Source organism: Bradyrhizobium sp. CCBAU 45384 (assembly GCF_028128665.1).
Taxonomy (GTDB): domain Bacteria; phylum Pseudomonadota; class Alphaproteobacteria; order Rhizobiales; family Xanthobacteraceae; genus Bradyrhizobium; species Bradyrhizobium manausense.
Genome location: NZ_LBIZ01000099.1, coordinates 92,119 through 117,979 on the forward strand (window position 1 = coordinate 92,119; position 25,861 = coordinate 117,979).

The window sequence follows — 25,861 nt, forward strand, 5'->3', positions numbered from 1 at the left end:
GTCAGTTGAGGGCGAACCGCTCTTGGAGAATCTTGCGCATCCCCTTCGAGGCCTGGCGGAACCTGGTCGGCGACAGGCCGGCGGCGCGGTGGAAGGTGCGGACGAAGTTGGAGAGGTCGCCGAAGCCGACGTCGTAGGCGATGTCGGTGACGGCAATGTCGTCGTCCGCGAGCAGGCGCGCCGCGTGCCGCAGCCGTGAGCGCACCAGATATTGATGCGGGGTGACGCCGAGCACGTTGGAGAACAGCCGCAGGAAATGGAACGGGCTCAAGTCCGCCAGGCGCGCGGCCTGTTCCAGATCGATCGCGGCATGCGAATTGGCGTCGATCCACAACGCGGCCTCGACCGCACGGCGCCGGTCGCGCGCCGTCGGCGCTACCCGCTTGCGCGGCTTGCCGGAGACGACATCGACAAAGCGGCCGGCGAGAATCTGGCCGACCTCGTCGAGGCCCAAATCGCTGTTGCCATCTGCCGCCGTCTGGGCAAGCTCGCCCAGCACCATCAACTCGGGCAGCGGCGGTGTCGCGCCGACCTGCCAGGTCTCGCGCCGCCCGCCGAGGGCATCGACCAGATTGTCGCTGAAGAAGAAACCGAGGCAGACGTCGCCGCAGACATGTTCATGCGTGCAGGTGTATTCCTCGCCGGGCGCGCCAACCAAAAGCGAGCCCGCCACCAGCTCGAAGAAGCCCGCGCGGCAATGGCAGCCAAAGCTGCCCGAGCGGACATAGGCGATGGAATGACCGGTGCGGCACTCTGCAAACGGCGTGTCGCCGGGTCCCGCGTCGCAGCGAAACTCGCAGACGGTCATCGACTGAGACGTCAGCAGCGTGATCGCATCCATGCCAGCTATCTAGGCATGATCCGGAAAAGTGTAAGCGGTTTTCCGACAAGATCGTGCCCAGAAAAATAAGCTAAGGTGCGATCTGGATCGCGCCTTAGCTGGGTGAACGCGGCGGGGCAACGGGCAGCAGCACCTCGAACAGCGTCTTGCTGGCGATCGGGTGCGCGCCTTCGAGCGCCAGCAGGCGCCGCTTGGAGATCACCCCGCCATAAGGCGAAATCCGGTCGGCATAGCCGCCCGTTTCCAGCACGCGGTGGCAAGGCACGATGATCATGTAGGGATTTTTGGCGATCGCCTGCGCCACCGAATGCGCGGCGCCGGAGGCGCCCAGCGCCTTGGCGATCTCGTGATAGCTGCGCGTCTCCCCCCGCGGGATGGTGCAGGTGTATTCGTAGACCCGCCGGTTGAAGGCCGGCACGCCGCCGGCGTCGAGGCTGACGTCGGAAAAATCGGGGTCGCTGCCCTGCAGCAGGCCCACGATACCCTCGATGGCGAGCTCGGTGTTAACAGGCGCGACTTGCTCGCGCGCCTCGGGATGGACCTGGAAAATCCGGCGGCGGGTGTCGATCTCCCGTGCCTCGGGCAATTGCACGGCGACCACGCCGGTGCTGCTCCAGATGATGCCGCAGCGCCCTATCGCCGTGTCGAATATCGTGTAGGCACGCCCCACCATGCACACGCCCCACTCAGTGCACGCTGCTCCTCCCGACACGGGCATCATAACACTGCCACAATTCGGCGCACCTGGAATCTTGCCAGGACATTAACAACTGTCTGGCCTGACGCGCCAAACCGCTTGGCGCCGGACACCGTCTCGGCTAATCAGGATGGGCGCAGGACACGCGCATCGGCGGGCGTAGTTCAATGGTAGAACGGCAGCTTCCCAAGCTGCATACGAGGGTTCGATTCCCTTCGCCCGCTCCAATCACCCGGGACAGCAAATGGCCGACAAGGACGAAAGCACGCGCTTGGTCGCGATTGCCTGTGATCACGGGGGCTTTGCCCTCAAGGAAGCGCTGAAGTCCGCGCTATCAGATGTGACGTGGCTGGACCTCGGCACCGACAGCGCGGCATCCGTCGACTATCCCGATTTCGCCCACAAGCTGGCCGACGCGATCAGGGACGGCAAGGCCAGGCGCGGCGTCCTGATCTGCGGGTCGGGCATCGGCATTTCCATCGCCGCCAACCGGCACGCCCATATCCGTTGCGCGCTCGTGCATGATGTCACCGGCGCACGGCTCTGCCGGCAGCATAATGACGCGAATGTTCTGGCGCTGGGCGGCCGCACGACCGGCGAGGTGGTCGCAAAGGAATGTGTCGAAGCGTTCCTGGGGACGGCGTTCGAGGGCGGGCGCCATCAAAAGCGCATCGACAAGCTCGGGACCTGCTAGCGACCGCTCAACCCGGCAAGCTGCGCAGGAAGTCGACCAGCGCCGCGTTCACTTCGGCGGGCCGCTCCTGCTGCGTCCAGTGTCCGCAGCCCGGCAGCATTTTGATCTCGCGCAGCTGTGGCACCCATTGCTTCATGTTGGCGAGATGCTCGGCCGCACCGGGGAAGGCGATCACCATGTCGAGGTCGCCGGCGATGAACAGCGTGGGCACTGTTACCTTGACGCCCTCGAACGCGCCCATCAGCTCCCAGTTGCGGTCGAGGTTGCGGTAGTAGTTGAGCGGCCCGCGAAAACCGCTGCGGGCGAATTCGGCGGCGTAATAATCGAGGTCGGCGGCGCTGAGCCACGACGGCAACGGCACCGGCACTTTCGGCAGCATGCCGTCCTTGCGCGAGACCATGCCGACGCCTTTTGACGTCTGTCCGCTCGCGGCCGCCATGGCGCGAATGGCGGTGACGCCCTCGCCGGAGCCGCCGAACAGCATCGCGGCAAGCGCCTTGCGCGTATCCGCCTCGAACTCCGCTTCGGCGACGCCGGGCTGCTGAAAGTACAGTTGATAGAACTGGGCTTCCTCGGTCTGCGGCATCACGCTGGTCGGTCGCACCTCGCTGCGCGGGCGATACGGCACGCTGAGAATGGCAGCGGCGCGAAAGCGGTCGGGGCGCAGCCGCGCCGCGTGCCAGGCGATCCCCGCACCCCAGTCATGGCCGACGATGATGGCGCTCTTTGCCGCGAACGCATCGAGCACGCCGACGAGATCGCCGATCATGTGGAAGATCGTGTACTGGTCGATCGCTTCAGGCTTGTCGCTCTTGCCGTAACCGCGCATGTCGGGCGCGACGGCGTGGTAGCCGGCCGCCGCCAATGCCTCGAGCTGATGACGCCAGGAATACCAGCTTTCCGGAAAGCCGTGGCAGAGCAGCACCAGCGGCCCCTCGCCCTGTTCGGCGATGTTGAGGTTGATGCCGTTGGCTTTGATGATCCGCTGCGTCGGTCCGCTCATGTCATCGCCTCCCCGCTGCATGGTTGTTTGGTGCATCCTAAACGTTACTGCCCGGCGCGCAAAGATTCCAATATATTAGCCTCTCGCTCGCGGCACGCCCCGCTCCTCCGCTCTAAGCTCTCCCCTGTCCGGCGGATGCGGTCCCTGTGCCGGGCGATGTTCGGATCGGAAGGCCATGGACCAGCAAAAACTCGATCGCGCGATCGGTCGCCGCTTGAAGACTCTGAGGATGCAGGCAGGGATGACGTTGAACGAGCTCGCCAGCCGATCCGGCGTCAGCCGGGCCATGATCGGGCGGGTGGAGCGGGCGCAGAGCAGCGCGACGGCGGCGCTGCTGAACAAGCTCTGCGCGGCGCTCGATGTCTCGCTCAGCGACGTCGTTGCACTCTCGGAGAAGCCGCCGGAGCGGCTGACGCGCCTCGCCGACCAGCCGCAATGGCGCGATCCCGATAGCGGCTACCGGCGCCGACATGCCTCGCCCGTCGATGCGGCGAGCGGCATCGAGATCATCGTCGTCGACATGCCGGCCGGCGCGCGGGTGCCGTACAGCCCCTGGGGCCGCAACGCCTTCACCCAGCAGCTCTTGATGCTGGAGGGCGCGGTCTGCGTGCATATCGACGCCAAGACGGTGCGCCTGCGCGAGGGCGACTGCCTCGACTTCGACGTCATGCGCGCGGTGACCTTCGAGAACGAAACCAAGCAGGATGCCCGCTACGTCATCATCACCAGGCGCGGCACATCTTACGGGAAAATGTGATGCCGCTGATCATCCGGGACGCCACGCTGGAGGATGCCGCGGACATCCTCGCCATCTACAATTTCGCCGCGATCAACACCACGGCGGTCTGGACCGACGGGCCGGCCGATCTCTCTTCGCGGCGCGAATGGATCCGCGCAAGGCAGCAGGCGGGCTATCCCGTGCTGGTCGCGATGAAGGGCAGGGATGTCGTCGGCTTCGCCTCGTTCGGCGATTTCCGTCCCTTCCCCGGCTATCGCCACACCGTCGAGAATTCGGTCTATGTCGATGAGCGCCATCACCGCGCCGGCATCGGCCGCAGCCTGCTGGCCGCGCTGATCGAGCGCGCTGCGGCGATGAACAAGCATGCCATGATCGCCGGGATCGAGGCCCTCAATGCCGGCTCGATCGGCCTGCACGCCTCGCTCGGCTTTGTCGAGGTCGCCCGCATGCCGGAGGTCGGCTGCAAGTTCGGCCGCTGGCTCGATCTCGTCTTCATGCAGAAGACGCTTGCAACTGACGTGAGGCCGTGACGATGCAGATCCGTACCGGCGATACTTTTGACCCGCGCGTCGTCGCATTGCTCGACCATCACGTTACGGCAGCGCGGGCGCAGACCGCTCCGGGCAGCGCGCACGCGCTCGATCTCGCCGGACTTCGTGCCCGCGACGTCGCGTTCTGGACCGGTTGGGACGGCGAGACGCTGGTTGCGACCGGCGCGCTGAAGACGCTCTCGGCAGAGCACGGCGAGGTGAAGTCGATGCATACGCTGCAGACCACGCGCCGCCGCGGCTTTGGTGGGGAGATGCTCCGCCACATCATCGCCGAGGCGCGCAGGCGCGGCATGACGCGGCTGAGCCTCGAGACCGGCTCCTGGGACTATTTCAAGCCGGCGCACGCGCTCTACCGGGCCCACGGCTTCGTGCCTTGCGCCCCGTTCGAGGGCTATGTCGAGGACCGCAACAGTCTCTTCCTCGCGCTGGATCTCGGTGCATAGAACCTTCTCAAGCGAAGTGGATAACGGTTGGCGCAATAAGGCGCGTCAAAACAAAGAGCTAGGCGAAGTCCTGCGCAACCGGTGCTCGAAAATGGCGTCCTGCCCCTCAAAATGAGTTGCGCACCTCAAAACGCCTCTGCTAGCCTTCAGCCATGGCTGAAGAGACCGCATCCGCCGCGCTGACGCTGAAGGACATCGCCCGCGAGGCCGGTGTCAGCCTCGCTACGGTCGACCGCGTCTTGCATAACCGTCCGGGCGTGCGGCCGGACACGGTCCGGCGCGTCCAGGAGATCATCGCGCGCAACGCCTTCCAGCCGCATGTGGCCGCGGCCGAGCTCGCCCGCGGCCGCGCCCGCCGGTTTGCCTTCGTGATGCCTGTCGGCGCCAACCCGTTCATGCTGCAGATCAAGGCCTATCTGGGCGAGATGTCGGCGTGGCTCTCTGCCCGCCGCCTCGCCGTTGAGATGGTCATCACCGACGTGTTCGACCCGTCGGTGCTGGCGGCCTCGCTGGAGGAGCTTGCCGGCAGCGAGTATGACGGCGTCGCGGTCGTCGCACTCGACCATCCGAGCGTGCGCGCCGCCATCAATGATCTCGTCGACCGTGGCATCAAGGTCGTGACGCTGGTGTCCGACGTGCCCTCGTCGCGCCGCCACCACTATGTCGGCATCGACAATATCGCCGCGGGCCGCACCGCGGGTGCGCTGATCGGAAGGCTGGTCGGCCAAAGATCCGGCAAGATCGCCATCATCGCGGGGTCGCAGGGCCTGCGCGACCATGCGGAGCGCATTTTCGGCTTCAATCAGGTGATGGCGTCGGAGTTTTCGCACCTCGACATCCTGCCTTTGCTCGAGGGGCGCGACGAGGACGACCGCTCTCAGCAGCTGATCTCGCGGCTGCTCGGCAGGCACCCCGATATCATCGGCCTCTACAATGTCGGCGCCGGCACGCAGGGCGTGGCCACCGCTCTGACCGAGGCAGGTCGCGACAAGCAGATCGTCTTTATCGCTCACGACCTCACGGCGATGACGCGCAGATTGTTGCTGCAGGGCACGCTGGATGTCGCGATCTCGCAGAATCCGGGGCACGAGGCGCGCGCCGCCGTGCGCGTGCTACTGTCGCTGGCGCGGAACGAGCCGATCTTGAGTGAACAGGAGAAGATTCGCATCGACATCCTGATGCGGGACAATCTGCCGTAACCGAAAGGGCGCGGCGGTCGTGTGTTGAAATGAGTGATTGCGGCAAGCGCGACGTCAGATCGCGCACCGCGGCAGCGTGATCCGGAAAGCAATGGTTGTCCGGACGAAGCACGCTCAAAACGAAGAGGGAGGACGCGTTTGTTTATCGGATTGGACATCGGCACGTCCGGTGTGAAAGCGGTGCTTGTGAACGAGGCCGGCGCGGTTGTCGCGACGGCCGCGCGCGAGCTCGCGCTGTCGCATCCGCAGCCGCTGTGGTCCGAGCAGGATCCGGATTCCTGGGTCGAGGCCGCCATCGGCGCCGTCGACGATCTTGCCGCCGCTCGTCCCGGTGATGTCGCCGCCGTGCGCGGCATCGGCCTGTCAGGCCAGATGCATGGCGCCACGCTGCTTGACACCGATGGACGCCCGCTGCGGCCGGCGATCCTCTGGAACGATGGCCGTTCGCATGCTGAATGCGTCGAGCTCGAGCGCCGCTGCCCCTCGCTGCATGCTATCGCCGGAAATCTGGCGATGCCCGGCTTCACCGCGCCAAAGCTGCTCTGGGTCGCGCGGCACGAGCCGCAGGTCTTCAAGCGCGTTGCCAAGGTGCTGCTGCCGAAGGCCTATGTCCGCTACCGGCTGACCGGCGAGATGGTCGAGGACATGTCGGATGCATCAGGCACGCTCTGGCTCGATGTCGGCCAGCGCCGCTGGTCGGCGGAGCTGCTGCAGGCCACCGGGCTCGATCTGCACCACATGCCGCGCCTGGTCGAGGGCAGCGAGGCGAGCGCAACGCTCGCGGGCGAGTTCGCACAGCGCTGGGGCATGGCAAAGAATGTCGTCGTTGCCGGTGGCGCCGGCGACAATGCAGCGAGTGCGATCGGGCTCGGCGCGATCGCACCGGGCGATGCCTTCCTGTCGCTCGGAACGTCCGGTGTCATCTTCCGCGTCACCGACAAATTTGCGCCGGCGCCGGCCCTCGCCGTGCACGCCTTCTGTCATGCGCTGCCCGGCCTCTGGCACCAGATGGGCGTGATGCTCTCGGCCGCCGCTTCGCTGGCCTGGCTCTCCAGCGTGACGGCGACACCGACAGCCTCGTTGCTCGCGCCGCTCGGCGACACCGTAACCGGGCCAGGCCCGGTGAAGTTTCTGCCCTATCTCGATGGCGAGCGCACGCCGCACAATGATGCAGCCGCGGCCGGCGCTTTCATCGGTCTGCGCGGCGCCACCGGGCGCGACGCAATCGTGCAGGCGGTGCTCGAAGGCGTCGCCTTTGCCGCGCGCGATAATCTTGCCGCGCTCGGCAGTGCCAGCTCGGCGATCTCCGAAGTCGATCTCGTCGGCGGCGGCTCCCGCTCGGCGCTGTGGGCGCAGATCTGCGCCGACGTGCTCGGCATTGCCGTGCATCGCGTCGAGGAGGGCGAGGTCGGCGCCGCGCTCGGCGCTGCCCGGCTGGGCCGGCTCGCCGCTCGGGGCGGAAAACCCGCGCAGGTCTGCACGCGTCCGCGGCGCCTTGCGACGTCAACACCCAACCCGTCGCGCGCTGCGGCCTATGACGAGGCCTATCAGCAGTGGCGCAAGCTCTACCCCGCGCTGAAGGAGTTTTCACTGTGAACGCGTTACCAAAATTCTTCGGCGCCGCCGACCCCGTCGCCTATGGCGGCAAGGACGCCAAGAACCCTATGACCTTCCGCTGGTATGACAAGGACCGCGTCGTCCGCGGCAAGCGGCTCGAGGATCATCTGCGCTTTGCGGTCTGCTATTGGCATTCGTTCTGCTGGCCCGGCGGCGATCCCTTCGGCGGCGAGACCTTCCTGCGTCCATGGCATCACGGCTCCGACGCCATGGCGATGGCGCGCGCCAAGGCCGACATCGCCTTCGAGCTGTTCCGCCTGCTCGACGTGCCCTTCTTCACGTTCCACGACGTCGACGCCGCGCCCGAAGGCGCGACGCTCGCCGAATCCGTCGCCAACCTCAATGCGATCGGCGACATCTTCGAGAAGAAGATGGCCTCGGCCAAGGTGCGGCTGCTGTGGGGCACCGCGAACCTGTTCACGCATCGCCGCTACATGGCGGGCGCGGCGACCAATCCCGATCCTGACGTCTTCACCTATGCCGCCGGACAGGTCCGCGCCGCGCTGGAGGTGACGAACCGGCTCGGCGGGCAGAACTACGTGCTGTGGGGCGGCCGCGAAGGCTACGAGACCCTGCTCAACACCGATCTCAAGCGCGAGCTCGACCAGCTGGGCCGCTTCGTCTCGCTTGTCGTCGAGCACAAGCACAAGATCGGCTTCAAGGGCCCGCTTCTGATCGAGCCCAAGCCGAAGGAGCCGACCAAGCATCAATATGATTTCGACGTCGCCACCTGCTACGGCTTCCTGCAGCGCTACGACCTGCTCAAGGACGTCAAGCTCAACATCGAGCAGAACCACGCCATCCTCGCCGGCCATTCCTTCCAGCACGAGGTGGCCCTGGCCCAGGCGCTCGGCGTGTTCGGCTCGCTCGACATCAACAGGGGCGACGATCTGCTCGGCTGGGATACCGACCAGTTCGCCATGAACGTGCCGGAGCTGGCACTGGTGTTCCACGACATGATCAGGGGCGGCGGCTTCACCACCGGCGGTCTCAATTTCGATGCAAAGATCAGGCGTCAATCGATCGACCCTGATGATCTCATCCACGCCCATGTCGGCTCGATGGACGCCTGCGCACGGGCGCTGCTCGCAGCAGTCGACATGCTCGACGCCGAGGCGCTCACGGGGCCGCTCGCCGAGCGTTATGAGGGATGGACCGATAGCGAAGGGCAGGCGATCATGGCAGGCAAGCGATCGCTGGCCGATCTCTCTGATCGCGCGCTTACCCCCGGTTTCGATCCGCAGCCGCGGTCGGGCCGTCAGGAATATCTCGAATCTCTCGTCAACCGGTACGTCTGAGCGAGGCCCGAGCATGACAACTTCTTCGACAAGCGGCCAGCCGGTGCTGGAATTGACCGGGATCGGCAAGGAGTTCGGCGCGATCCGCGCGCTGCATGGCGTCAACATGCATGTCCATCCCGGCGAAGTGGTCGGCCTGATGGGCGACAACGGCGCCGGCAAGTCGACGCTGGTCAAGATCATCGCCGGCAATTTCCGCCCGACCCATGGCGAGATCCGCTTCGACGGCCATCCCGTCCACTTCAGCCGCCCGGTCGATGCCCGCGCGGTGGGGATCGAGGTCGTCTATCAGGACCTCGCGCTCGCCGACAATCTGTCGGCCGCGGCGAACGTCTTTCTCGGCCGCGAGCTCAAGCGCAAATTCGGACCCGTCGCGCTGCTCGATCACAAGGCGATGGCGTCGCGCGCGCTGGAGCTGTTCGGCGAGCTGCGCTCGGAAACCCGGCCGCATGATCTGGTCAAGCAGATGTCCGGCGGCCAGCGTCAGGCGGTGGCGATCGCGCGCACACGCCTCTCCAACGCCAAGCTGGTGATGATGGACGAGCCGACCGCCGCGATCTCGGTACGCCAGGTCGAGCAAGTGCTGAGCCTGATCCACCGTCTGAAGGAGCAGGGCGTCGCGGTGATGCTGATCTCCCACCGCATGCCCGACGTGTTCGCCGTGTGCGACCGCGTGATCGTCATGCGCCGCGGCGAGAAGCGGGCCGACAAGCCGATCCACGACACGTCCCCCGAGGAAGTCACCGCTCTTATCACCGGCGCGAAGGAGGCGGCGTAATGTCCGTACCCATGGAAAACCCGATCTCCTTCACCAATGTCGGCCGCAGCAAATGGTGGCATCGCGGCATCTTCGCCTCGCAGACCGGCTACGTGCTGCTGGCGCTGGTGGTGCTGATGATCGTGATGCGTTTTGCCAGCCCTTACTTCTTTACCGAGGGCAACATGCAGAACGTGGCGAAGAACTTTTCCTTCATCGCCATCGCCACGCTCGGAATCACCTTCGTCATCATCACCGGCGGCATTGATCTCTCCGTCGGCTCGATGATGTGTTTTTCCGCGATGATCACCTCCATGGTCATGGTCGAGCTGTCGGCGCCGGGATCGTATTTCGTCCACATGGCAGCCGATGGCAAGACGGTCGTCGCCAATGTGCCCGGATTGATCCTGCTGATCTCGCTGCTTGCCGGGCTGTTCACCGCGTTCATCGTCGGGATTTTCAACGGTTTCTGCATTGCGGTGCTCGGGCTGTCGCCCTTCGTCACCACGCTCGGCATGCTCTCGATCGTGCGAGGGCTGGCTTATGTCGTCTCGAACGGCCGTGGCAGCTTTCCGGGCGGGCCCGATGCCGATTTGTTCTACGCGTTGACCTCGGGTGACGTGTACGGCGTGCCCGCGCCCTTCATCTACCTGGTGATCCTCGCCGTCGTGATGGCGGTTGTGCTGCATCACACGAGTTTCGGCCGCCACGTCTTCGCGCTCGGCGGCAACGAGAAGGCGGCGGAGTTGACTGGTATTCCGGTCGTGCGCGTGAAGATCCAGGTCTATGTGATCTGCGCGCTCGCCGCCGGCCTGCAAGGCATCATCATCTCGGGCTGGCTGGGATCCGCGCCCGCGAACATGGCGACGTCCTACGAGCTCAACGTCATCGCCGCCGCCGTTATCGGTGGCGCCAATCTTGCCGGCGGCCTCGGCGGACCGCTCGGCGCCATCGTCGGCTGCGTGCTGCTGGAGGTGATCCGCAACGGCCTCGTGCTCGCGCAGGTCAACTCCTACTGGCAGCAGACGCTGGTGGGCGTGATCATCATTCTTGCTGTGCTGGTCGATCGCATCCGCTCGCGCATGACTTAACACTTAACCAGTTACTCCGGCAGGACAACGAAAGATCGTCTATCCGCCTGCCGGGGCATCACATCACAAATGGATAGGCATCAAAGTGTGGAGGGAATAGTATGAAGAAGCTTCTGTTGGCTGGCGTGACCATCGCGATGATGGCGACCCCGGCATTTGCCCAGACCTACAAGTTCGCCGTCGTTCCCAAGGCGATGAACAACCCGTTCTTCGACGTGGCGCGTGACGGCTGCCTGAAGCGCGCCAAGGAACTCGGCAATGTCGAGTGCATCTACAAGGGGCCGATCGAGCACGAGCCGGCGACGCAGGCGCAGATCATCCAGGACTTCATCACCCAGAAGGTGGATGGGCTCGCGATCTCGGTTGCCGACGTCGCGTCGATGACCAAGTCGATTGAGGCTGCGACCGCGGCAGGCATCCCCGTCATCACGTTTGACGCGGACGCGCCGGGCTCCAAGCGCATCGCCTATATCGGCACCAACAACAAGGACTTCGGATTGGCGCTCGGCAAGCAATTGCTGCAGCTTCGGCCCGAGGGCGGCAAATATGCCATGGTCTCCGGTGGTCCGGGCGCCAAGAACCTCGCCGAACGTGTCGATGGTGTCCGCGAGGCGTTGAAGGGCTCGAAGTGGGTCGAGGTGCAGGGTTCGCCGACCTTCTGCAACGACGATTCCACGCTCGCGGTCCAGCAGATGTCCGACCTGCGCACCGCGACGCCCGATCTCGCCGCGATCGTTCCGGTCGGCGGCTGGCCGATGTTCGCGCCTGAGGGCTTCAAGGCCTTCGTTAACAAGAACAAGAAGGACATCGACAGCGGCAAGCTGACGCTCGTCGTTGCCGATACGCTGAAGATGCAGCTCGAGTTGCTGCGCGACGGCTACTCCAACGCGCTCACCGGCCAGCGCCCGTTCGAAATGGGCGAGAAGTCGATGGACACGTTGCTCGCGATCAAGAAGGGCCAGAAGGTTCCGGAGGTGATCTACACCGGCCTCGACCTCGTGACCAAGGATAACGTCGCTCAATTGTTGAAGTAGGAACGTTACCAGCCCAACGTTCCTGCGCTGACCACCCTCTCCCCTTGTGGGAGAGGGTGGCTCGTAGCGAAGCCGGGTGAGGGGTTCTCTCCGCGAGTCCCGCTCGTGTGATATGCGCCGAGAGAACCCCTCGTGCGCCTTGCCTTCGGCAAGGCACCTTCTCCCACAGGGGGAGAAGCAAGGGAGCCCGCAAGGTGAATAAGATGAAAAAAGCGCGGCTAGCTGACAATCTCGAAGTCACGTCAATCGGCCTTGGCTCGGCGCCGCTCGGCGGCCTGTTCTCGGCGGTCAGCGATGCGGACGCGGAGGCCACCGTCGCAAAGGCCTGGTCGCTCGGTGTCCGCTTCTTCGATACCGCGCCGCTTTATGGCTTCGGCCTCGCGGAACGCCGTTTGGGTGCTTTCCTGCGGCAACAGCAGCGCGAGTCCTATGCGATCTCGACCAAGGTCGGCCGCCTGCTGCGCGCGCCTGACAGTACGACGGTCGAGGACGATCATTTTAAGGACGCACCTGCGCTGCGGCCGCGATTTGATTTCAGCTATGACGGCGTGATGCGCTCGGTGGAAGAAAGCCTGGAGCGCCTCGGGCTCGATCGCGTCGACGTCCTGCTCGTGCACGATCCCGACGATCACTATGATGCCGCCGTCAGCGGCGCCTTCCGCGCGCTGATACGTCTGCGCGACGACGGCACCGTGAAAGCGATCGGTTCCGGCATGAACCAGTGCGAGATGCTCACGCGTTTTGCCGAAGCCGTCCCGGTCGATTGCTTCCTGCTCGCCGGCCGCTACACGCTGCTCGACCAGGGCGCGCTGGATGCGCTGTTCCCGATCTGCACTGCGAAGAATATCGGCATCCTGCTCGGCGGCATCTACAACAGCGGCATTCTGGCCAATCCGCACACGGGCGCGAAGTTCAACTATGAGGACGCCGACGCGGCCCTCGTGGCGCGCGCGCTCGAGCTCGACCAACTCTGCCGCAAGCATGGCACCGAGCTGAAGGCCGCCGCGCTCCAGTTCGGCATGGCCCATCCGGCCGTGACCGTTGCCGTGATGGGCGCGCGCAACGCGAGCGAGGTCGCCGACAATATCGCGATGTCGGAGCGCACGGTGCCGCAGGCCTTCTGGCAGGAGCTGCGCGCCAGGAACCTCGTCGACGCGCGGGCGCCGCTGCCGGGCGGAGCGTGAGTCATGGTCATCGACGCCCACCAGCATTTCTGGGATCCCGCGCGCGCCGACTACCCCTGGATGATGGCGCCTGAGCTGGCGCCGATCCGCCGCGCCTTCGGTCCCGCCGATCTCGCGCCGCTGCTGCAGGCGAACGGCATCGATGCAAGCATCGTGGTGCAGTGCCGCTCGTCGCTGGCGGAGACCGAGGAATTCTTGGCGACGGCGCATGCCACGCCCTCCGTCATCGGTGTCGTCGGCTGGGCCGACCTGACCGACGCCGCGCTCGGCGATACGCTCGATCGCCTGCGCACCTTGCCGGGCGGCGCCAAGCTGGTCGGCATCCGCCACCAGGTTCATGACGAGGCCGATCCCGACTGGCTGCTGCGCACTGAGGTCCAGCGCGGACTGGCCGAAATCTTCGCCCGTGATCTCGCCTACGACTTCCTCGTCCGCACCCGCGAACTACCCGCCGCGATCGCAACCGCAAAAGCCTTTCCGCAAGCCCGCTTCGTGCTCGACCACGCTGCAAAGCCGCCGATCGCAGCTGGCGGCAGCGCCGAATGGTCCGAGCGCATCGCGCAGCTCGCAGCCTGCGACAATGTCTGGTGCAAGGTCTCGGGTCTCGCGACCGAAGCGAAGTGGGACGATTGGGACGCCGAGCGGCTGTTTCCGTATCTCCGGCACGTCGCGAATTGTTTTGGCGAGGATCGCCTGATCTTCGGCTCGGATTGGCCGGTGAGCCTGCTCGCCGGCAGCTACAGCGAGATCAAGAGCGCGCTGGAAGCGTGCTTGGCGAAGCTCGGCGAAAGCGTGCGCGAGAAGGCGTTCGGGGTGAATGCCAAGGCTGCGTATCGGCTGGCATGAGATAATGTGATGGACATAAGTTCGCGCCTAACCACAGCTGTCGTCCCGGCGAAAGCCGGGACCCATAACCCCAGGGAGTAGTTTGGCGAAGGCTAGTTGTTCGGTGCTCCCACCGCGCGCAATCGAGACATCACGCGGTATGGGTCCCGGCTTTCGCCGGGACGACAATTCGAGTTTGGCCGCGCTCGCGCCTCACGCCCCCGCGGGCACCTGATCCAGGAATCCCGTAATGCTCTTGATCCGCCCGTCCTTCAGCACGGCGAAATCCGTCCCCTTGATCGGGCTGTCGACGCCGTCAGGGCCGAGACCCCACGAAAATCGGACATGGTCGCCGTAGCCGTTGGGCTCGCCGATCAGGCTGAACTTGAAGTCAGGAAAGCGCTGCTGCACGCCTGATATCAAGGCGTCGATGCCGTCCCTGCCATCGCCTTTCATCAGCGGATCGACATAGCTCGCATCCGCCGTCCAGTTTTCACTGAGCAATTCGCGCCGGCGATTTTGCGCGCGCTCGTTCCAGAGATCGATATAGCGGCGGGCGATGGTGATGGGGTCGGTCATGGTGCTCTCCTGCGATGGGGCCGCTTGGTTCGGCTGACCTGACTATCGAAGGTTCGCGCGCAGGGATCGATTACCTCGGAGATCATGTGCCCGCAAAAAAAGAGCGCGATGGGTCTCATCGCGCTCCGGTCGTACGTCGATGCTGCGAAACTTACTTCGCCGCCGTCACCATGATCTCCACGGTGTACTGCGGCGCCGCGAGCTTGGCTTCGACGGTGGCGCGGGCCGGGGTGTTGCCGGGCGACACCCAGCCGTCCCACACCGCGTTCATTTCCTGGAACGTCTTCATGTCGGTGATGTAGATCGTGGCCGACAGCAGCTTCGACTTGTCGGTACCGGCCTTGGCGAGGTGGCCGTCGATGGTCTTGAGGATGTCCTGGGTCTGCTTGGTCACGCTTTCGCCGGCCGCGTTGCTGGCGACGACGCCGGCGAGATAGACGGTGTCGCCGTGCACGACCACCTGGCTCATGCGCGGGCCGGTTTCAAAACGCTGGATGCTCATTTGCGGAATCTCCTTCAGGGAATGGCGGCCCTGTCTAGCCCAGCACCCCAAGCTGAGCCACCCCAGGCACGCATGCGTTGCCGGCGGCGCATGCATCCTCGATGACGCATGCGTCCCGCCTATCCCACCGCTTTTGCTGCCGCACGCCCGGCATTGCGGCCTGAGAACAGGCAGCCGCCGAGGAAGGTGCCTTCCAGCGAGCGATAGCCGTGCACGCCGCCGCCGCCGAAGCCTGCGGCTTCGCCGACCGCATACAATCCGGGGATGACGCTGCCCTCGGCGCCGAACACGCGCGAGTCGAGATCGGTCTCGAAGCCGCCCAGCGTCTTGCGGGTGAGGATGTTGAGCTTCACCGCGATCAGCGGTCCCTGCGCGGGATCGAGAATCCGGTGCGGGGGTGCGGTGCGAATCAGCCTGTCGCCGATGTAACGCCGCGCATTGTGGATGTTCATCACCTGCGCATCCTTGACGTAGGGGTTGGCGATCTCGCGGTCGCGCGCCTCGATTTGCATCCTGACGTGCGCGAGCTTGAGCAGATCGTTGCCGGCGAGCTTGTTCATTTCGGCGACGAGGTCTTCGATCTTGTCGCGCACGATGAAGTCGACACCGTGGCTCTTGAACGCCTCCACCGGCGCCGGCGCGCCCTTGTTGGTGGCGCGCCGCAAGGTCATGCGCCAGCTCTTGCCCGTGAGGTCGGGGTTCTGCTCCGAGCCCGACAGCGCAAATTCCTTCTTGATGATGGCCTGCGTCAGGACGAACCAGGAATAATCATACCCCGTCGACATAATGTATTTGAGCTGGCCGAGCGTATCCGAGCCGGGAAACAGCGGCGCCGGCAGTCGCGTGCCGGTGGCGTCGAACCACATCGAGGAGGGCCCGGGCAGGATGCGGATGCCGTGGCGCGGCCAGATTGGTGACCAGTTCTGGATGCCCTCGACGTAGTGCCACATGCGGTCGCGGTTGATCAGCCGCGCGCCTGTCTTCTCGGTGATGCCGATCATGCGGCCGTCGACATGCTCCGGCACCCCTGAAATCATGAACTTCGGGGGATCGCCGAGCCGCCTGGGCCAGTTCGCCCGCACCAGATCATGATTGCCGCCGATGCCGCCGGAGGCGACGATCACGGCCTGCGCCTTCAACGCGAACTCGCCGACGATAGTGCGCGACGAGCTCTTGCCGCGCTCGACATTGGTCGCTTCGAGGATCGCGCCGCTGACGCCATCCACGGTACCGTTAGTGATCGACAGCGCATCGACGCGATGGCGGAACCTGAAGATCAGCCGCCCGCTCTTGGCGGCTTCGCGCGCGCGGCGCTCGAACGGCTCGACGATGCCGGGCCCCGTGCCCCAGGTGACGTGAAAGCGCGGCACCGAATTGCCGTGGCCCATCGCGTCATAGCCGCCGCGCTCGGCCCAGCCGACCACGGGAAAGATGCGATGACCCATCGCGCGCAGCCAGTCACGCTTCTCAGCCGTAGCAAACGCGACATAGGCCTCGGCCCATTGGCGCGGCCAAAAGTCCTCGTCGCGGTCGAAGCCGGCGGTGCCGAGCCAGTCCTGCATGGCGAGCTCAAAGGAGTCCTTGATGCCGAGCCGGCGCTGCTCCGGCGAATCGACCAGGAACAATCCGCCGAACGACCAGAACGCCTGGCCGCCGAGCGACTGCTCGCCTTCCTGGTCGAGGACGATCACGCGCTTGCCGGCATCGGCAATTTCGGTCGCTGCGACCAGCCCGGATAGTCCTGCGCCGACGACAATGACGTCCGCCTGGTCAGCCCGAAGGTCGGTCATGAGTTCCCCCCTGTAGTTGCCCGGAATTGAAGCCCGTTGCCGTAACTGAGATCAAGGGCGTGTCGCGTAAGGCATCGTTAACTTGTTCCACTTTGGGATTGAGCCAGGCGGAGTGCAGCGCGGACGCAACACTGGATTTGAATTTGTTTTGAGCGAGCCGGCCTGCCTAGACAAAACCACGGTAACGACCGACGCTAGGCGCGCATCACCACCTGACACGCAGATTCGAAAACGACTGGGGCGGGGGCCAATGAAGTTTCTGACGGGGTTGCTTGCGGCGGCTTGCCTGATCGCTTGCATGGGGGCGTCTCACGCGGTGGTTCGGATCGCGGATGATCGTGGCGGCCGGATCGGAACCTACGTCGACAAATACCAGGACCTCAGGCAGTCAGGCGATACCGTCATCATCGACGGTCTCTGCGCCTCCGCCTGCACCATCGTCCTCGGCGCCATCCCGCACGACCGCATCTGCGTCACCTCGCACGCCACGCTCGGCTTCCATGCCGCCTGGGACTTCGGCAGCAACGGCCGCGCCATCACCAATCCCGAAGCCACCCAGATGCTCTATGCGATGTATCCCTCGCAGGTGAAGCGCTGGATCTCACAGCGTGGTGGCCTCACGCCGCACATGCTGTTCCTGCGGGGCAAGCAGCTCCAGGCCATGTACAAGCCCTGCTACATGGACGCGCAGGCTTCGGCCAACAAGCCATCGGCGAGGTAGTCCCTCGCTTTTCACGCTCACCTTCGTCATGGCCGGGCTTGTCCCGGCCATCCACGTTTTTTGGGCACGCAAAGGAGGTTCGTGGATGCCCGGGACAAGCCCGGGCATGACGGGAGAACTCATCACCAATTGATCTCCGCTCGCCCCGTTTGGCTTGCCCGCCCGCGCCCAGGCGCCTATTTCAAAGGCAGGGAACCCGATCCTTGTCATGGCTCAACCACTGCATCAGGCGCATCCGCTAAGGGACAATTCGCCCACTGCCGGGCGCGCGCCGTCTGTACTGCTGTGGACAGGGGCTGGCGTCGGTGGGCTTCTCGTGATCGGTGCGCTCGCGCTCTGGTTCCACTATGGCACCCAGGTGTTCTTCGAAATGATCAGGAGCGGCTTTGCCGCCTGCTTCTGACCCGCGACAGGAAGTTTTCCGCTCATGAGCTCCACTGCCCGTCCGCTGGTGATCGCGACCGCTTTCGCCGCAAGCCTCGTCCTCGGGCTCCTCATCATATTCTGGGCCATGGGCGGGGTCAGCAAGGTGGCGCAGCCGGCCGCGATCGGCGGCCCGTTCCAGCTCACCGACCAGAACGGCAAGACCGTCACCGAGGCGAGCCTCAAGGGCAAGCCGACCCTCATCTTCTTCGGCTACACCCATTGCCCTGACGTCTGCCCCACCTCGCTGTTCGAGATGTCGGAAGTGCTGCGCGCGATGGGCAAGGATGCCGACAAGGTCAACGCCGTCTTCATCTCGGTTGATCCGGAGCGCGACACGCCCGCGACCATGAAGGACTATCTCTCCAGCTTCGATCCGCATCTCGAAGGCCTGTCCGGCGATCCCGCCGAGACCGCCAAGGTGATCACCTCCTACCGGGTCTATGCCAAGAAGGTCCCGACCAAGGACGGCGACTACACCATGGACCACACCGCGCTGATCTACCTGATCGATCGCGACGGCCGCTTCGTCTCGCCGTTCAACCTGAAGCGGACCCCTGAAGAGGCGGCGGCGGATCTGAAGAAGTATCTGTAGGGACACCCCGCAGGCGGCGGGGGAGTGCATTTCGGCTCGCGTTCCCGGCCGGATGGTCTATAAGGCCTTCCGATCCCAACGAAATTCATGCATCTCCGGCCGATGGCTCCATCGCAACAGGCGAAATCGTCGAAATCTGCCCGTGGCTTGCTGACGGGGCTGGCCGTCACGGCCTGCCTGCTCGCAGGTTTGTCCTCGGCAAGGGCCCAGGCCCCTGCCAAGCGACCTCCCGCGGCGCCTCAGGCCACCACCCCGGTCGCGCCCCAAGCCGCTCCCCAGGCGGTGCCCGGCTTCTGGGACCCGCGGCGGCGGCCGGAGCGGCCGGACCTGTCGCGCCTGACCGTGATCCGCTTCCTGACCGAGACCGACTACCCGCCGTTCAACTTCACCGGTGCCGACGGCAATCCGGCCGGCTTCAATGTCGATCTCGCCCGCAGCCTGTGCGAGGAGATCAAGGTCAGCTGCACCGTGCAGATGCGCCGCTTCGAGACGCTGGTCGATGCGCTCACCTCCAACCGGGGCGATGCGATCATCGCCTCCATGGCGGTGAGCCCGCAGCTGCGCGCGCGCGTTGACTTCACCGATCCCTATTACCGCGTGCCGGCGCGCTTCGTCTCGCGCAAGGATGCGGTGATGCCGGAGATTCGCCCCGAATATCTCGAAGGCAAGAAGGTTGGCGTCATCGCTGGCTCAGCGCATGAGGCTTATCTGAAATCGATGTTCACCGACGCCGAGCTGCACCCCTATCCGAACGACGATGCCTTGCGCGCCGCCTTGCGCAAAGGCGAGGTCGATTTCATCTTCGGCGACGCCATCTCGTTGGCGTTCTGGATCAACGGCACCGATTCCGGCGATTGCTGCGCCTTCTCCGGCGGTCCCTTCGTGGAGAGCCGCTTCTTCGGCGAGGGTGTCGGCATTGCCGTGCGCAAGGGCAACGACGTGTTGCGCCAGGCCCTGAACTGGGCCCTGTTCCGCGTCTGGGAAAAAGGCCGCTACACCGATCTGTGGCTGAAGTATTTTTCGGTGAGCCCGTTTTAGGTTCGCAGCTCTTGAACCGAGCGGGCTGCCGTAGGGCGGGCAAAGGCGCGTCAGCGCCGTGCCCACGTCTTTAGAAATGGTGGGCACGCTTCGCTTTGCCCACCCTACGATTCTTCGCTTCGCTCGCAATGACGGTGGAGGCGGCAGCGTCGCCCCACAAAATTGCATTCTGCCCGGAAATCGCTATTTTCCGCGGCCCGGAGGCCCCTTGATGTCCGTTATCGACCCGAACATGAGCCCGAGCGATCTTCGTGCGCTCGCCGAACAATCCAACGCCTGGCCGTTCGAGCAGGCGAAGGCCATTGTCGCGCGGCTGAAGAAAAGCCCGAAGGACGAGGTGCTGTTCGAGACCGGCTACGGTCCCTCCGGCCTGCCGCATATCGGCACGTTCGGCGAGGTCGCGCGCACCTCGATGGTGCGCCATGCCTTCCGCGTGCTGACCGAGGACAAGATCAAGACGCGGCTCCTCGCCTTCTCCGACGACATGGACGGCTTCCGCAAGGTGCCTGACAATGTGCCGAACAAGGATCTGCTGGCGCAATATCTGGGACGGCCGCTCACCGCGGTGCCGGACCCGTTCTCGAACGAGCATCCGTCGTTCGGCGATGCCAACAACGCGCGCCTGCGCGCCTTCTTGGATCATTTCGGCTTCGACTACGAATTCGCGAGCTCGACCGTCTATTACAAGTCGGGCCGCTTCGACGCGACGCTGCTGAAGATGCTCGCCGCCTACGACAAGATCATGGACATCATCCTGCCGACGCTCGGGCCGGATCGCCGTGCAACCTATTCGCCGTTCCTGCCGATCAGCAAGACGACAGGTGTCGTGCTGCAGGTGCCGATGATCCGCCGCGACGTCGCGGCCGGTACGGTGACCTATGTTGACCCTGATACCAACGAGGAAGTCGAAACATCAGTCACTGGCGGTAACGTCAAGTGTCAGTGGAAAGCCGACTGGGCGATGCGCTGGGTCGCGCTCGGCGTCGACTACGAGATGGCCGGCAAGGATCTGATCGATTCCGTAAAGCTCTCCGGCGCCATCGCCAGGGCGCTCGGCGCCATGCCGCCTGAAGGATTCAACTACGAGCTCTTCCTCGACGAGAAGGGTCAGAAGATCTCGAAGTCGAAGGGCAACGGCCTCACCATCGACGAGTGGCTGCGCTACGCCTCGCCGGAATCGCTGTCGCTGTTCATGTATCGCGAGCCGAAGGCGGCGAAGCGGCTGTTCTTCGACGTGATCCCGCGCCAGGTCGACGATTATCAGCAATTCATTGATGGCTTCCCCAGGCAGGACGCCAAGCAGCAGCTCGGCAATCCGGTCTGGCACATCCATGGCGGCCATCCGCCGCAAGGCGACATGCCCGTCACGTTCCAGCTGCTGCTGACGCTGGTGTCGTCGTCGAATGCGGAGAACGCCGAGACGCTGTGGGGCTTCATCGGGCGCTATCGTCCCGGCGTGTCGCCGCAGACGCATCCGAAGCTGGATGCAATGGTCGGCTACGCCATCAACTATTACCGCGACTTCGTCGCACCGACGAAGCAGTTCCGCGTGCCCACGGACACCGAGCGCGCCGCGTTGCAGGATCTGCGCGATGCGCTGTCGCAGTTGCCGGCAGACGCATCCGCCGAAGACATCCAGAACGTCGTCTACGAGATCGGCCGCCGCGAGCCGTTCCTCGATCGGGTCAAGAAGGGCAAGGACGGCCGTCCCGGCGTCACGCTCGACTGGTTCAACATGCTCTACCAGGTGCTGCTCGGCCAGGAGAAGGGCCCGCGCTTCGGCTCCTTCGTCGCGGTCTACGGCGTGCAGAACGCGGTCAACATGATCGACGGCGCGCTGGCACGGAGTGCGTAAACCATCCTCGGTGTCATCGCCCGCTAAGGCGGGCGATCCAGTACTCCGAGACGGTTGTGATTAGGCCGAGACGCTGCGGCGTACTGGATGCCCCGGTCAAGCCGGGGCATGACAGCGGAGTAAATTTCACTGGCTCGCCCACACGATCCTTGCGATCCAGGCCACATCTCCGGCCGCCACTGTCCGCTCGCCTAGCGTCGCGTCGAGCGGCACCAGCTCCAGCGCCTTTGCCGTGCGGCGCTTCAGCGTCGCGAGCATGACCTCGCCCGCCCTGGTCTTCACCACCACACGGTCGCCTTTGCGAACCGGCGCGCCGGGCGAGACCAGGATCACATCGCCGTTGCGATAGGCCGGCAGCAGCGAATCCCCGGAAATCTCCAGGGCAAAGGCGCTGACGTCGTCAGTGATCGGCAGCGCGATTTCGCTCCAGCCCTTGCCGGACGGTGAGCCTTGCTCGTCGAATGCGCTGCTCGCAGGCGCCTGTGCGAAACCGAGCAGCGGTATCGTGCGGCCGTCGCCGGATTCGTCGTCGATGAGCTTGGCAAAGATCTCGATCGACGAGTCCGCTGCCGCCAGCGCCTTCGCAATCGATTCGGTCGAGGGCCAGCGCTCGCGGCCGTCGGTGGTGACGCGCTTGGACTTGTTGAAGGTGGTGGGATCGAGCCCGGCCCGTTTGGCAAGGCCAGATGGCGACAGCCCGGCGCGCGCGGCCAGTTGGTCCAGTGCGGCCCAGATCTGGTCGTGGGTCAGCATCCTCTGCGCTTTGGCCTGTTTGACCATGGAAGGTCCAGCCCGTCGCAACTCAGGAAAACTATCCTCAAATCAACCGGTTTTCCGTTTTTCGCGCAAGAGGGCGGCGGAAGCGTTTTCAAGCGAAGTGGGTACCGGTTCGCGTCAAGAAAACGCGTCAAAACAAGAATCTAGAGCCCCGTTCCGATGAAATCGGAACGGAAAAGGCTCTAGGACTTGAGTTCGGAAGGGGCCGCCTTTACGGTCGCGCCGGGTTTTGAAGACCCGTTCGGGACGAAAAAAACCAAGAGACTCAAAGAGCTGAGTCGAAGAGCAAACAGGGCTCCGGCAATCTGTGGTCAAGATCTACAAAATCTGTCCGGCCTCGGCCTGGCGCGAGGCGGAACGGCAGGGCGTGTACCGGGGCAGCGCGGACGACGCGCGCGATGGATTCATCCATTTCTCGACCGCGAGCCAGGTGCCTGAGACTCTGCGCAAGCACTATTCCGGCCAGCGCGCGCTGTTCCTGGTCGAGGTCGATGGCGATGCGCTCGGCAGCGAATTGCGCTGGGAGCGCTCGCGCAATGACGAGCTGTTTCCGCATCTGTATGGCGAGCTCGATCTCGGCGCCGTGCTCTCGGTGATGAACCTCAACATACGCTCCGATGGTGGCCACGATACACCGGAGCTCGCCCCGTGATCCGCGCCTTCGATGCATTCTCGCTGCCGGTGTTGCGCTGGCTCGATCCGGAGGACGCCCACCGCCTCGCCATCCAGGGCCTGCGCTTCCTGCCGCCGGTGAAGCCACGCACCGATGATCCCAAGCTTGCCGTGCGCGCCTTCGGGCTCAACTTCCCCAACCCGATCGGCATGGCCGCAGGTTTCGACAAGAGCGCCGAGGTGCCCGACGCGCTGCTGCGGCTCGGCTTCGGCTTTGTCGAGATCGGGTCGGTGACGCCGAAGCCGCAGGCGGGCAATCCGCGGCCGCGGCTGTTTCGGCTCGAGCGCGACGAGGCTGTCATCAACCGCATGGGCTTCAACAATGACGGCGCGGAAGTCGCGCTGCGCCGGCTCGCCGCCCGCGCGGCCAATGGCGGCATCGTCGGCGTCAATGTCGGTGCCAACAAGGATTCGCCCGATCGCGTCGGTGACTACGTCAAGCTGATCGAGACCTTTGCACCCGTCGCAAGCTATTTCACCGTCAACGTCTCCTCGCCGAACACGCCGGGCCTGCGCAATCTGCAGGAAGGCGCGTTGCTCGACGATCTGCTCGGACGCGTCATCGATGCGCGCGAGCGCGTCAGGCAGAAGGCCGGCGACACGCCAGTGCTGCTGAAGATCGCGCCCGACCTCAGCCTCGCCCAGCTCGACGACGTCGTCCAGGTCGCGCGCTCGCGCAAGGTCGACGGCATGATCGTGTCGAATACGACCATTGCGCGGCCGAGCACGTTGCGCGAGCAGACGCGCGCGAAAGAGCAGGGCGGCCTGTCCGGCCGGCCGCTGTTCCGGCTGTCGACGCGCATGGTCGCGGAGACCTATGTCCGGGTCGAGGGCGCCTTCCCGCTGATCGGCGTCGGTGGCGTCGACTCCGGCGGTGCCGCGCTGACAAAGATTCGCGCCGGCGCGAGCCTGATCCAGCTTTATTCGTCGCTGGTCTATAAGGGCCTCGGCCTCGTCGACGAGATCAAGCGCGATCTGACCTCGACATTGCTGCGCACGGGCCGGGATTCGCTGTCCGAGATCGTCGGCGCCGATGCGGCCACGCTGACGGCGGAAGACTGGCCTGGGATGTAAGCACCGCTGCATCCGGGCTACGACTTCGCGAACGTCGCTCGATACAGCGCCGGATACCGCGCCCCCTGCAAGCCGCCGCGCGCGACATAGAACGCGAGCAGTGCGCCCCACAGCCCGGCGTTCCCGAATGATTGCAGCGCCCACCACACGCCCAAGAAGATCGCGAGCGAAGCCAACATCAGATTGCGCATCTCGCGCGCCCAGGTGGCGCCGACATAGATGCCGTCGAAACCGAAGGCGAACACGCCGGGGATCGGCGCTATCACGATGAACGGCAGGAACTCGCGCGCGGCGCGGCGGACGTCCTCGCTCGCCGTCATGAAGCTGATGATATCGGGCCCAAACAGCGCGAACAGCACCGCGACAACAAGCGCAAAGCCGAGCCCCCACAGCAGCACCAGCCGGGTCGAATCCGCAAAGCCCTGGGCGTCGCGCGCGCCAAAGCTGCGGCCGCAGAGCTGCTGCGCGGCGTTGGCGAGGCCATCGAGGAAAAAGGCGCTGACCAGGAGAAAATTGTTCAGCACGGAGTTCGCGGCCAACGTGACGTCGCCGGCCCGCGCGCCCTTGGCGGTGAAGAACAGGAACACGGCGATCAGTGCCGCAGTGCGGATCATGATGTCGGAATTGACAGCCAACAGCCGCATCAGCTTGGTGCGGTCGAACAGCATCGCGCGGGGCACGGCAAAGCCGCCATGCGCATAGCGGCGGCAGACGATAACGCCGAACACGAAGCCGATGCCCTCCGACAGCAGCGCGGCGATCGCCGCGCCCGCAATGCCGGTGTCGTAGACCAGCACCAGCAAGATCGTCGCCGCCATGTTGACGAGGTTGATGACGACTTGTAGCGCGAGCGCTGGATTGGCGCGGGCCAACCCGACCAACCAGCCGAGGATGACATAGTTGGCGAACGCGAAGGGCGACGACCAGATCCGGATCATGAAATAGGTTTTTGCGGCGTGCGTCACGCCCGCGCTGCCACCCATCACATCGAACAGCACGTCGGCCAGCGGCAGTTGCAGCAGGATCAGTCCGCCGCCGATCAGGCCGGCGACGATGAAGCCGCGCACCAGGATCACGGTCTCCTCGCGCGTCTCGCCGGCGCCGAGCGCCTGTGCGGTGAAGGCGAGCGTGCTCATGCGCAGGAAGCCGAACAGCCAGAACAGGCAGTCGAAGATCACCGACGCCATCGCCACGCCGCCGAGCAGCGCGGCATCGTCGAGCCGGCCGATCGCGGTGGTCGAGACCACGCCGATCAGTGGCGTCGTCAGGTTCGCGACCATCGCGGGACCCGCGATGGCGAAGACCTGGCGGCTGCCGACTTTGGGATGAACCGGGGCGTGCATCAGGTGCGTGTATCCGAGCCCCGCGCCGAATGCACCATCGCGGCCGGCATGGCGTGCTTGCGCCGGCCGCGCATTTCAGAGCGCCTTAGCGGCGCGGCGAGCCGAAGATGCGCGACAACAGCCAGATCGGGATCACGATGACGGCGCCGAGCAGGAAGTAGCGCCACAGCCAGTTCACGGCATCGAAGCCGACATCCCAGAGACGCTGGAACAGCAGGCGAATGCTGTAAATGATATTCCAGGGGTCGAAGCCGATCGCCGCCAGCACGACGCCGACCAGGATCGAGAGCAGCACCAGGCGAAACGCGACCGCCAGCGGCGAGCCGCCGAGAAAGCGGTGCAGGCCATCGCTGTGGCCGGCCGGCAAATCTCTGACGTCGTGGGCCATCTCAAACTCCTCGTGGGGGCTAGCCCCGATTATAGGTCACGGCGGGGGACATGGGGAACCCTGACCCCACCGTCAATCAGCTTACCGCGTTTTAATTCGGGCAAGCGGACCTTGATCGGGCACGCCGCCGA

General features: G+C 65.0%; 28 protein-coding genes and 1 tRNA gene. 20 read left to right on the top strand and 9 right to left on the bottom strand.

The window, feature by feature from the left end; translation table 11 throughout:
- Position 1 precedes the first annotated feature (1 nt).
- Together XH80_RS11460 and XH80_RS11465 are read right to left on the bottom strand one after the other, a co-directional pair.
- Positions 2 to 841 carry a helix-turn-helix transcriptional regulator gene (locus XH80_RS11460; RefSeq protein WP_271598690.1) on the bottom strand — a complete coding sequence of 280 codons (840 nt, stop codon included), beginning with the start codon at positions 839 to 841 and terminating at the stop codon, positions 2 to 4.
- Positions 842 to 935: 94 nt separating this feature from the next.
- A complete protein-coding gene (locus tag XH80_RS11465) occupies positions 936 to 1,514 on the bottom strand; it encodes a methylated-DNA--[protein]-cysteine S-methyltransferase (protein ID WP_271598691.1) in 579 nt (192 codons plus the stop codon).
- Between the two features lie 177 nt (positions 1,515 to 1,691).
- On the opposite strand from XH80_RS11465, the gene XH80_RS11470 reads away from it, so the two are divergent.
- Together XH80_RS11470 and rpiB are read left to right on the top strand one after the other, a co-directional pair.
- Positions 1,692 to 1,765: transfer RNA gene (locus tag XH80_RS11470), tRNA-Gly, on the top strand.
- Between the two features lie 17 nt (positions 1,766 to 1,782).
- The gene (rpiB, locus tag XH80_RS11475) at positions 1,783 to 2,232 is read left to right on the top strand and encodes a ribose 5-phosphate isomerase B (protein WP_271598692.1); all 450 of its coding nucleotides are present in this window, start codon (positions 1,783 to 1,785) and stop codon (positions 2,230 to 2,232) included.
- Between the two features lie 7 nt (positions 2,233 to 2,239).
- On the opposite strand, the gene XH80_RS11480 is transcribed toward rpiB, so the two are convergent.
- Positions 2,240 to 3,235 carry an alpha/beta fold hydrolase gene (locus XH80_RS11480; RefSeq protein WP_271598693.1) on the bottom strand — a complete coding sequence of 332 codons (996 nt, stop codon included), beginning with the start codon at positions 3,233 to 3,235 and terminating at the stop codon, positions 2,240 to 2,242.
- 175 nt (positions 3,236 to 3,410) lie between these two features.
- Between XH80_RS11480 and XH80_RS11485 the strand changes: the two genes are divergently transcribed.
- The 11 genes from XH80_RS11485 (at position 3,411) to XH80_RS11535 (ending at position 13,994) form a co-directional block, all read left to right on the top strand.
- Entirely contained in the window at positions 3,411 to 3,992 is a 582-nt protein-coding gene (locus XH80_RS11485) for a helix-turn-helix domain-containing protein (protein WP_220004127.1), read from the top strand.
- On the top strand, positions 3,992 to 4,504 hold the full coding sequence (locus tag XH80_RS11490; RefSeq protein WP_162268319.1) for a GNAT family N-acetyltransferase: 513 nt from the start codon (positions 3,992 to 3,994) through the stop codon (positions 4,502 to 4,504). The genes XH80_RS11485 and XH80_RS11490 overlap by 1 nt, the downstream gene beginning before the upstream one ends.
- A gap of 2 nt (positions 4,505 to 4,506) precedes the next feature.
- On the top strand, positions 4,507 to 4,968 hold the full coding sequence (locus tag XH80_RS11495; RefSeq protein WP_271598694.1) for a GNAT family N-acetyltransferase: 462 nt from the start codon (positions 4,507 to 4,509) through the stop codon (positions 4,966 to 4,968).
- A 152-nt stretch (positions 4,969 to 5,120) separates the two neighbouring features.
- Entirely contained in the window at positions 5,121 to 6,167 is a 1,047-nt protein-coding gene (locus XH80_RS11500; protein WP_271598695.1) for a LacI family DNA-binding transcriptional regulator, read from the top strand.
- 138 nt (positions 6,168 to 6,305) lie between these two features.
- Positions 6,306 to 7,763: a xylulokinase gene (gene xylB / locus XH80_RS11505; protein ID WP_271598696.1), complete on the top strand. Its 1,458-nt coding sequence runs from the start codon at positions 6,306 to 6,308 to the stop codon at positions 7,761 to 7,763.
- The gene (xylA, locus tag XH80_RS11510; protein ID WP_271598697.1) at positions 7,760 to 9,082 is read left to right on the top strand and encodes a xylose isomerase; all 1,323 of its coding nucleotides are present in this window, start codon (positions 7,760 to 7,762) and stop codon (positions 9,080 to 9,082) included. The genes xylB and xylA overlap by 4 nt, the downstream gene beginning before the upstream one ends.
- Before the next feature lie 13 nt (positions 9,083 to 9,095).
- A complete protein-coding gene (locus XH80_RS11515; RefSeq protein ID WP_271598698.1) occupies positions 9,096 to 9,860 on the top strand; it encodes an ATP-binding cassette domain-containing protein in 765 nt (254 codons plus the stop codon).
- Positions 9,860 to 10,930 carry an ABC transporter permease gene (locus XH80_RS11520; protein WP_271598699.1) on the top strand — a complete coding sequence of 357 codons (1,071 nt, stop codon included), beginning with the start codon at positions 9,860 to 9,862 and terminating at the stop codon, positions 10,928 to 10,930. The genes XH80_RS11515 and XH80_RS11520 overlap by 1 nt, the downstream gene beginning before the upstream one ends.
- Positions 10,931 to 11,031: 101 nt before the next feature.
- Positions 11,032 to 11,964, top strand: a complete 933-nt coding sequence (locus XH80_RS11525; RefSeq protein ID WP_271598700.1) for a sugar-binding protein — start codon at positions 11,032 to 11,034, stop codon at positions 11,962 to 11,964.
- A gap of 203 nt (positions 11,965 to 12,167) precedes the next feature.
- Positions 12,168 to 13,148, top strand: coding sequence for an aldo/keto reductase (locus tag XH80_RS11530; protein WP_271598726.1), 981 nt, complete (start codon positions 12,168 to 12,170; stop codon positions 13,146 to 13,148).
- Positions 13,149 to 13,151: 3 nt separating this feature from the next.
- On the top strand, positions 13,152 to 13,994 hold the full coding sequence (locus XH80_RS11535; RefSeq protein WP_271598701.1) for an amidohydrolase family protein: 843 nt from the start codon (positions 13,152 to 13,154) through the stop codon (positions 13,992 to 13,994).
- Between the two features lie 192 nt (positions 13,995 to 14,186).
- On the opposite strand, the gene XH80_RS11540 is transcribed toward XH80_RS11535, so the two are convergent.
- The 3 genes from XH80_RS11540 to XH80_RS11550 form a co-directional block, all read right to left on the bottom strand.
- On the bottom strand, positions 14,187 to 14,552 hold the full coding sequence (locus XH80_RS11540) for a nuclear transport factor 2 family protein (protein WP_271598702.1): 366 nt from the start codon (positions 14,550 to 14,552) through the stop codon (positions 14,187 to 14,189).
- Between the two features lie 151 nt (positions 14,553 to 14,703).
- The gene (locus tag XH80_RS11545; RefSeq protein ID WP_057742620.1) at positions 14,704 to 15,054 is read right to left on the bottom strand and encodes a RidA family protein; all 351 of its coding nucleotides are present in this window, start codon (positions 15,052 to 15,054) and stop codon (positions 14,704 to 14,706) included.
- A gap of 119 nt (positions 15,055 to 15,173) precedes the next feature.
- Complete coding sequence (locus XH80_RS11550) at positions 15,174 to 16,844, bottom strand: FAD-binding dehydrogenase (RefSeq protein WP_271598703.1); 1,671 nt, start codon at positions 16,842 to 16,844, stop codon at positions 15,174 to 15,176.
- A gap of 250 nt (positions 16,845 to 17,094) precedes the next feature.
- Between XH80_RS11550 and XH80_RS11555 the strand changes: the two genes are divergently transcribed.
- From XH80_RS11555 to XH80_RS11575, 5 genes are all read left to right on the top strand, one after another.
- Positions 17,095 to 17,565 carry a hypothetical protein gene (locus tag XH80_RS11555; protein ID WP_057742624.1) on the top strand — a complete coding sequence of 157 codons (471 nt, stop codon included), beginning with the start codon at positions 17,095 to 17,097 and terminating at the stop codon, positions 17,563 to 17,565.
- A 208-nt stretch (positions 17,566 to 17,773) separates the two neighbouring features.
- A complete protein-coding gene (locus XH80_RS11560; RefSeq protein ID WP_271598704.1) occupies positions 17,774 to 17,968 on the top strand; it encodes a hypothetical protein in 195 nt (64 codons plus the stop codon).
- A gap of 24 nt (positions 17,969 to 17,992) precedes the next feature.
- The gene (locus tag XH80_RS11565) at positions 17,993 to 18,583 is read left to right on the top strand and encodes an SCO family protein (protein WP_057742628.1); all 591 of its coding nucleotides are present in this window, start codon (positions 17,993 to 17,995) and stop codon (positions 18,581 to 18,583) included.
- 102 nt (positions 18,584 to 18,685) lie between these two features.
- Complete coding sequence (locus tag XH80_RS11570) at positions 18,686 to 19,621, top strand: transporter substrate-binding domain-containing protein (RefSeq protein WP_271598705.1); 936 nt, start codon at positions 18,686 to 18,688, stop codon at positions 19,619 to 19,621.
- Positions 19,622 to 19,832: 211 nt separating this feature from the next.
- Positions 19,833 to 21,476, top strand: coding sequence for a lysine--tRNA ligase (locus XH80_RS11575; protein WP_271598706.1), 1,644 nt, complete (start codon positions 19,833 to 19,835; stop codon positions 21,474 to 21,476).
- Positions 21,477 to 21,602: 126 nt separating this feature from the next.
- Here XH80_RS11575 and XH80_RS11580 read toward each other — a convergent pair whose 3' ends face one another.
- Entirely contained in the window at positions 21,603 to 22,256 is a 654-nt protein-coding gene (locus XH80_RS11580) for a S24 family peptidase (protein ID WP_271598707.1), read from the bottom strand.
- Positions 22,257 to 22,560: 304 nt separating this feature from the next.
- Here XH80_RS11580 and XH80_RS11585 point away from each other — a divergent pair, with 304 nt between their 5' ends.
- Both XH80_RS11585 and XH80_RS11590 read left to right on the top strand, forming a co-directional pair.
- On the top strand, positions 22,561 to 22,905 hold the full coding sequence (locus tag XH80_RS11585; RefSeq protein ID WP_057742634.1) for a DUF952 domain-containing protein: 345 nt from the start codon (positions 22,561 to 22,563) through the stop codon (positions 22,903 to 22,905).
- A complete protein-coding gene (locus XH80_RS11590; RefSeq protein ID WP_220004145.1) occupies positions 22,902 to 23,999 on the top strand; it encodes a quinone-dependent dihydroorotate dehydrogenase in 1,098 nt (365 codons plus the stop codon). The genes XH80_RS11585 and XH80_RS11590 overlap by 4 nt, the downstream gene beginning before the upstream one ends.
- A gap of 17 nt (positions 24,000 to 24,016) precedes the next feature.
- On the opposite strand, the gene XH80_RS11595 is transcribed toward XH80_RS11590, so the two are convergent.
- Positions 24,017 to 25,342, bottom strand: a complete 1,326-nt coding sequence (locus XH80_RS11595; RefSeq protein WP_271598708.1) for an MATE family efflux transporter — start codon at positions 25,340 to 25,342, stop codon at positions 24,017 to 24,019.
- Between the two features lie 85 nt (positions 25,343 to 25,427).
- Positions 25,428 to 25,730, bottom strand: coding sequence for a DUF6460 domain-containing protein (locus XH80_RS11600; RefSeq protein ID WP_271598709.1), 303 nt, complete (start codon positions 25,728 to 25,730; stop codon positions 25,428 to 25,430).
- Between the last annotated feature and the right edge of the window lie 131 nt (positions 25,731 to 25,861).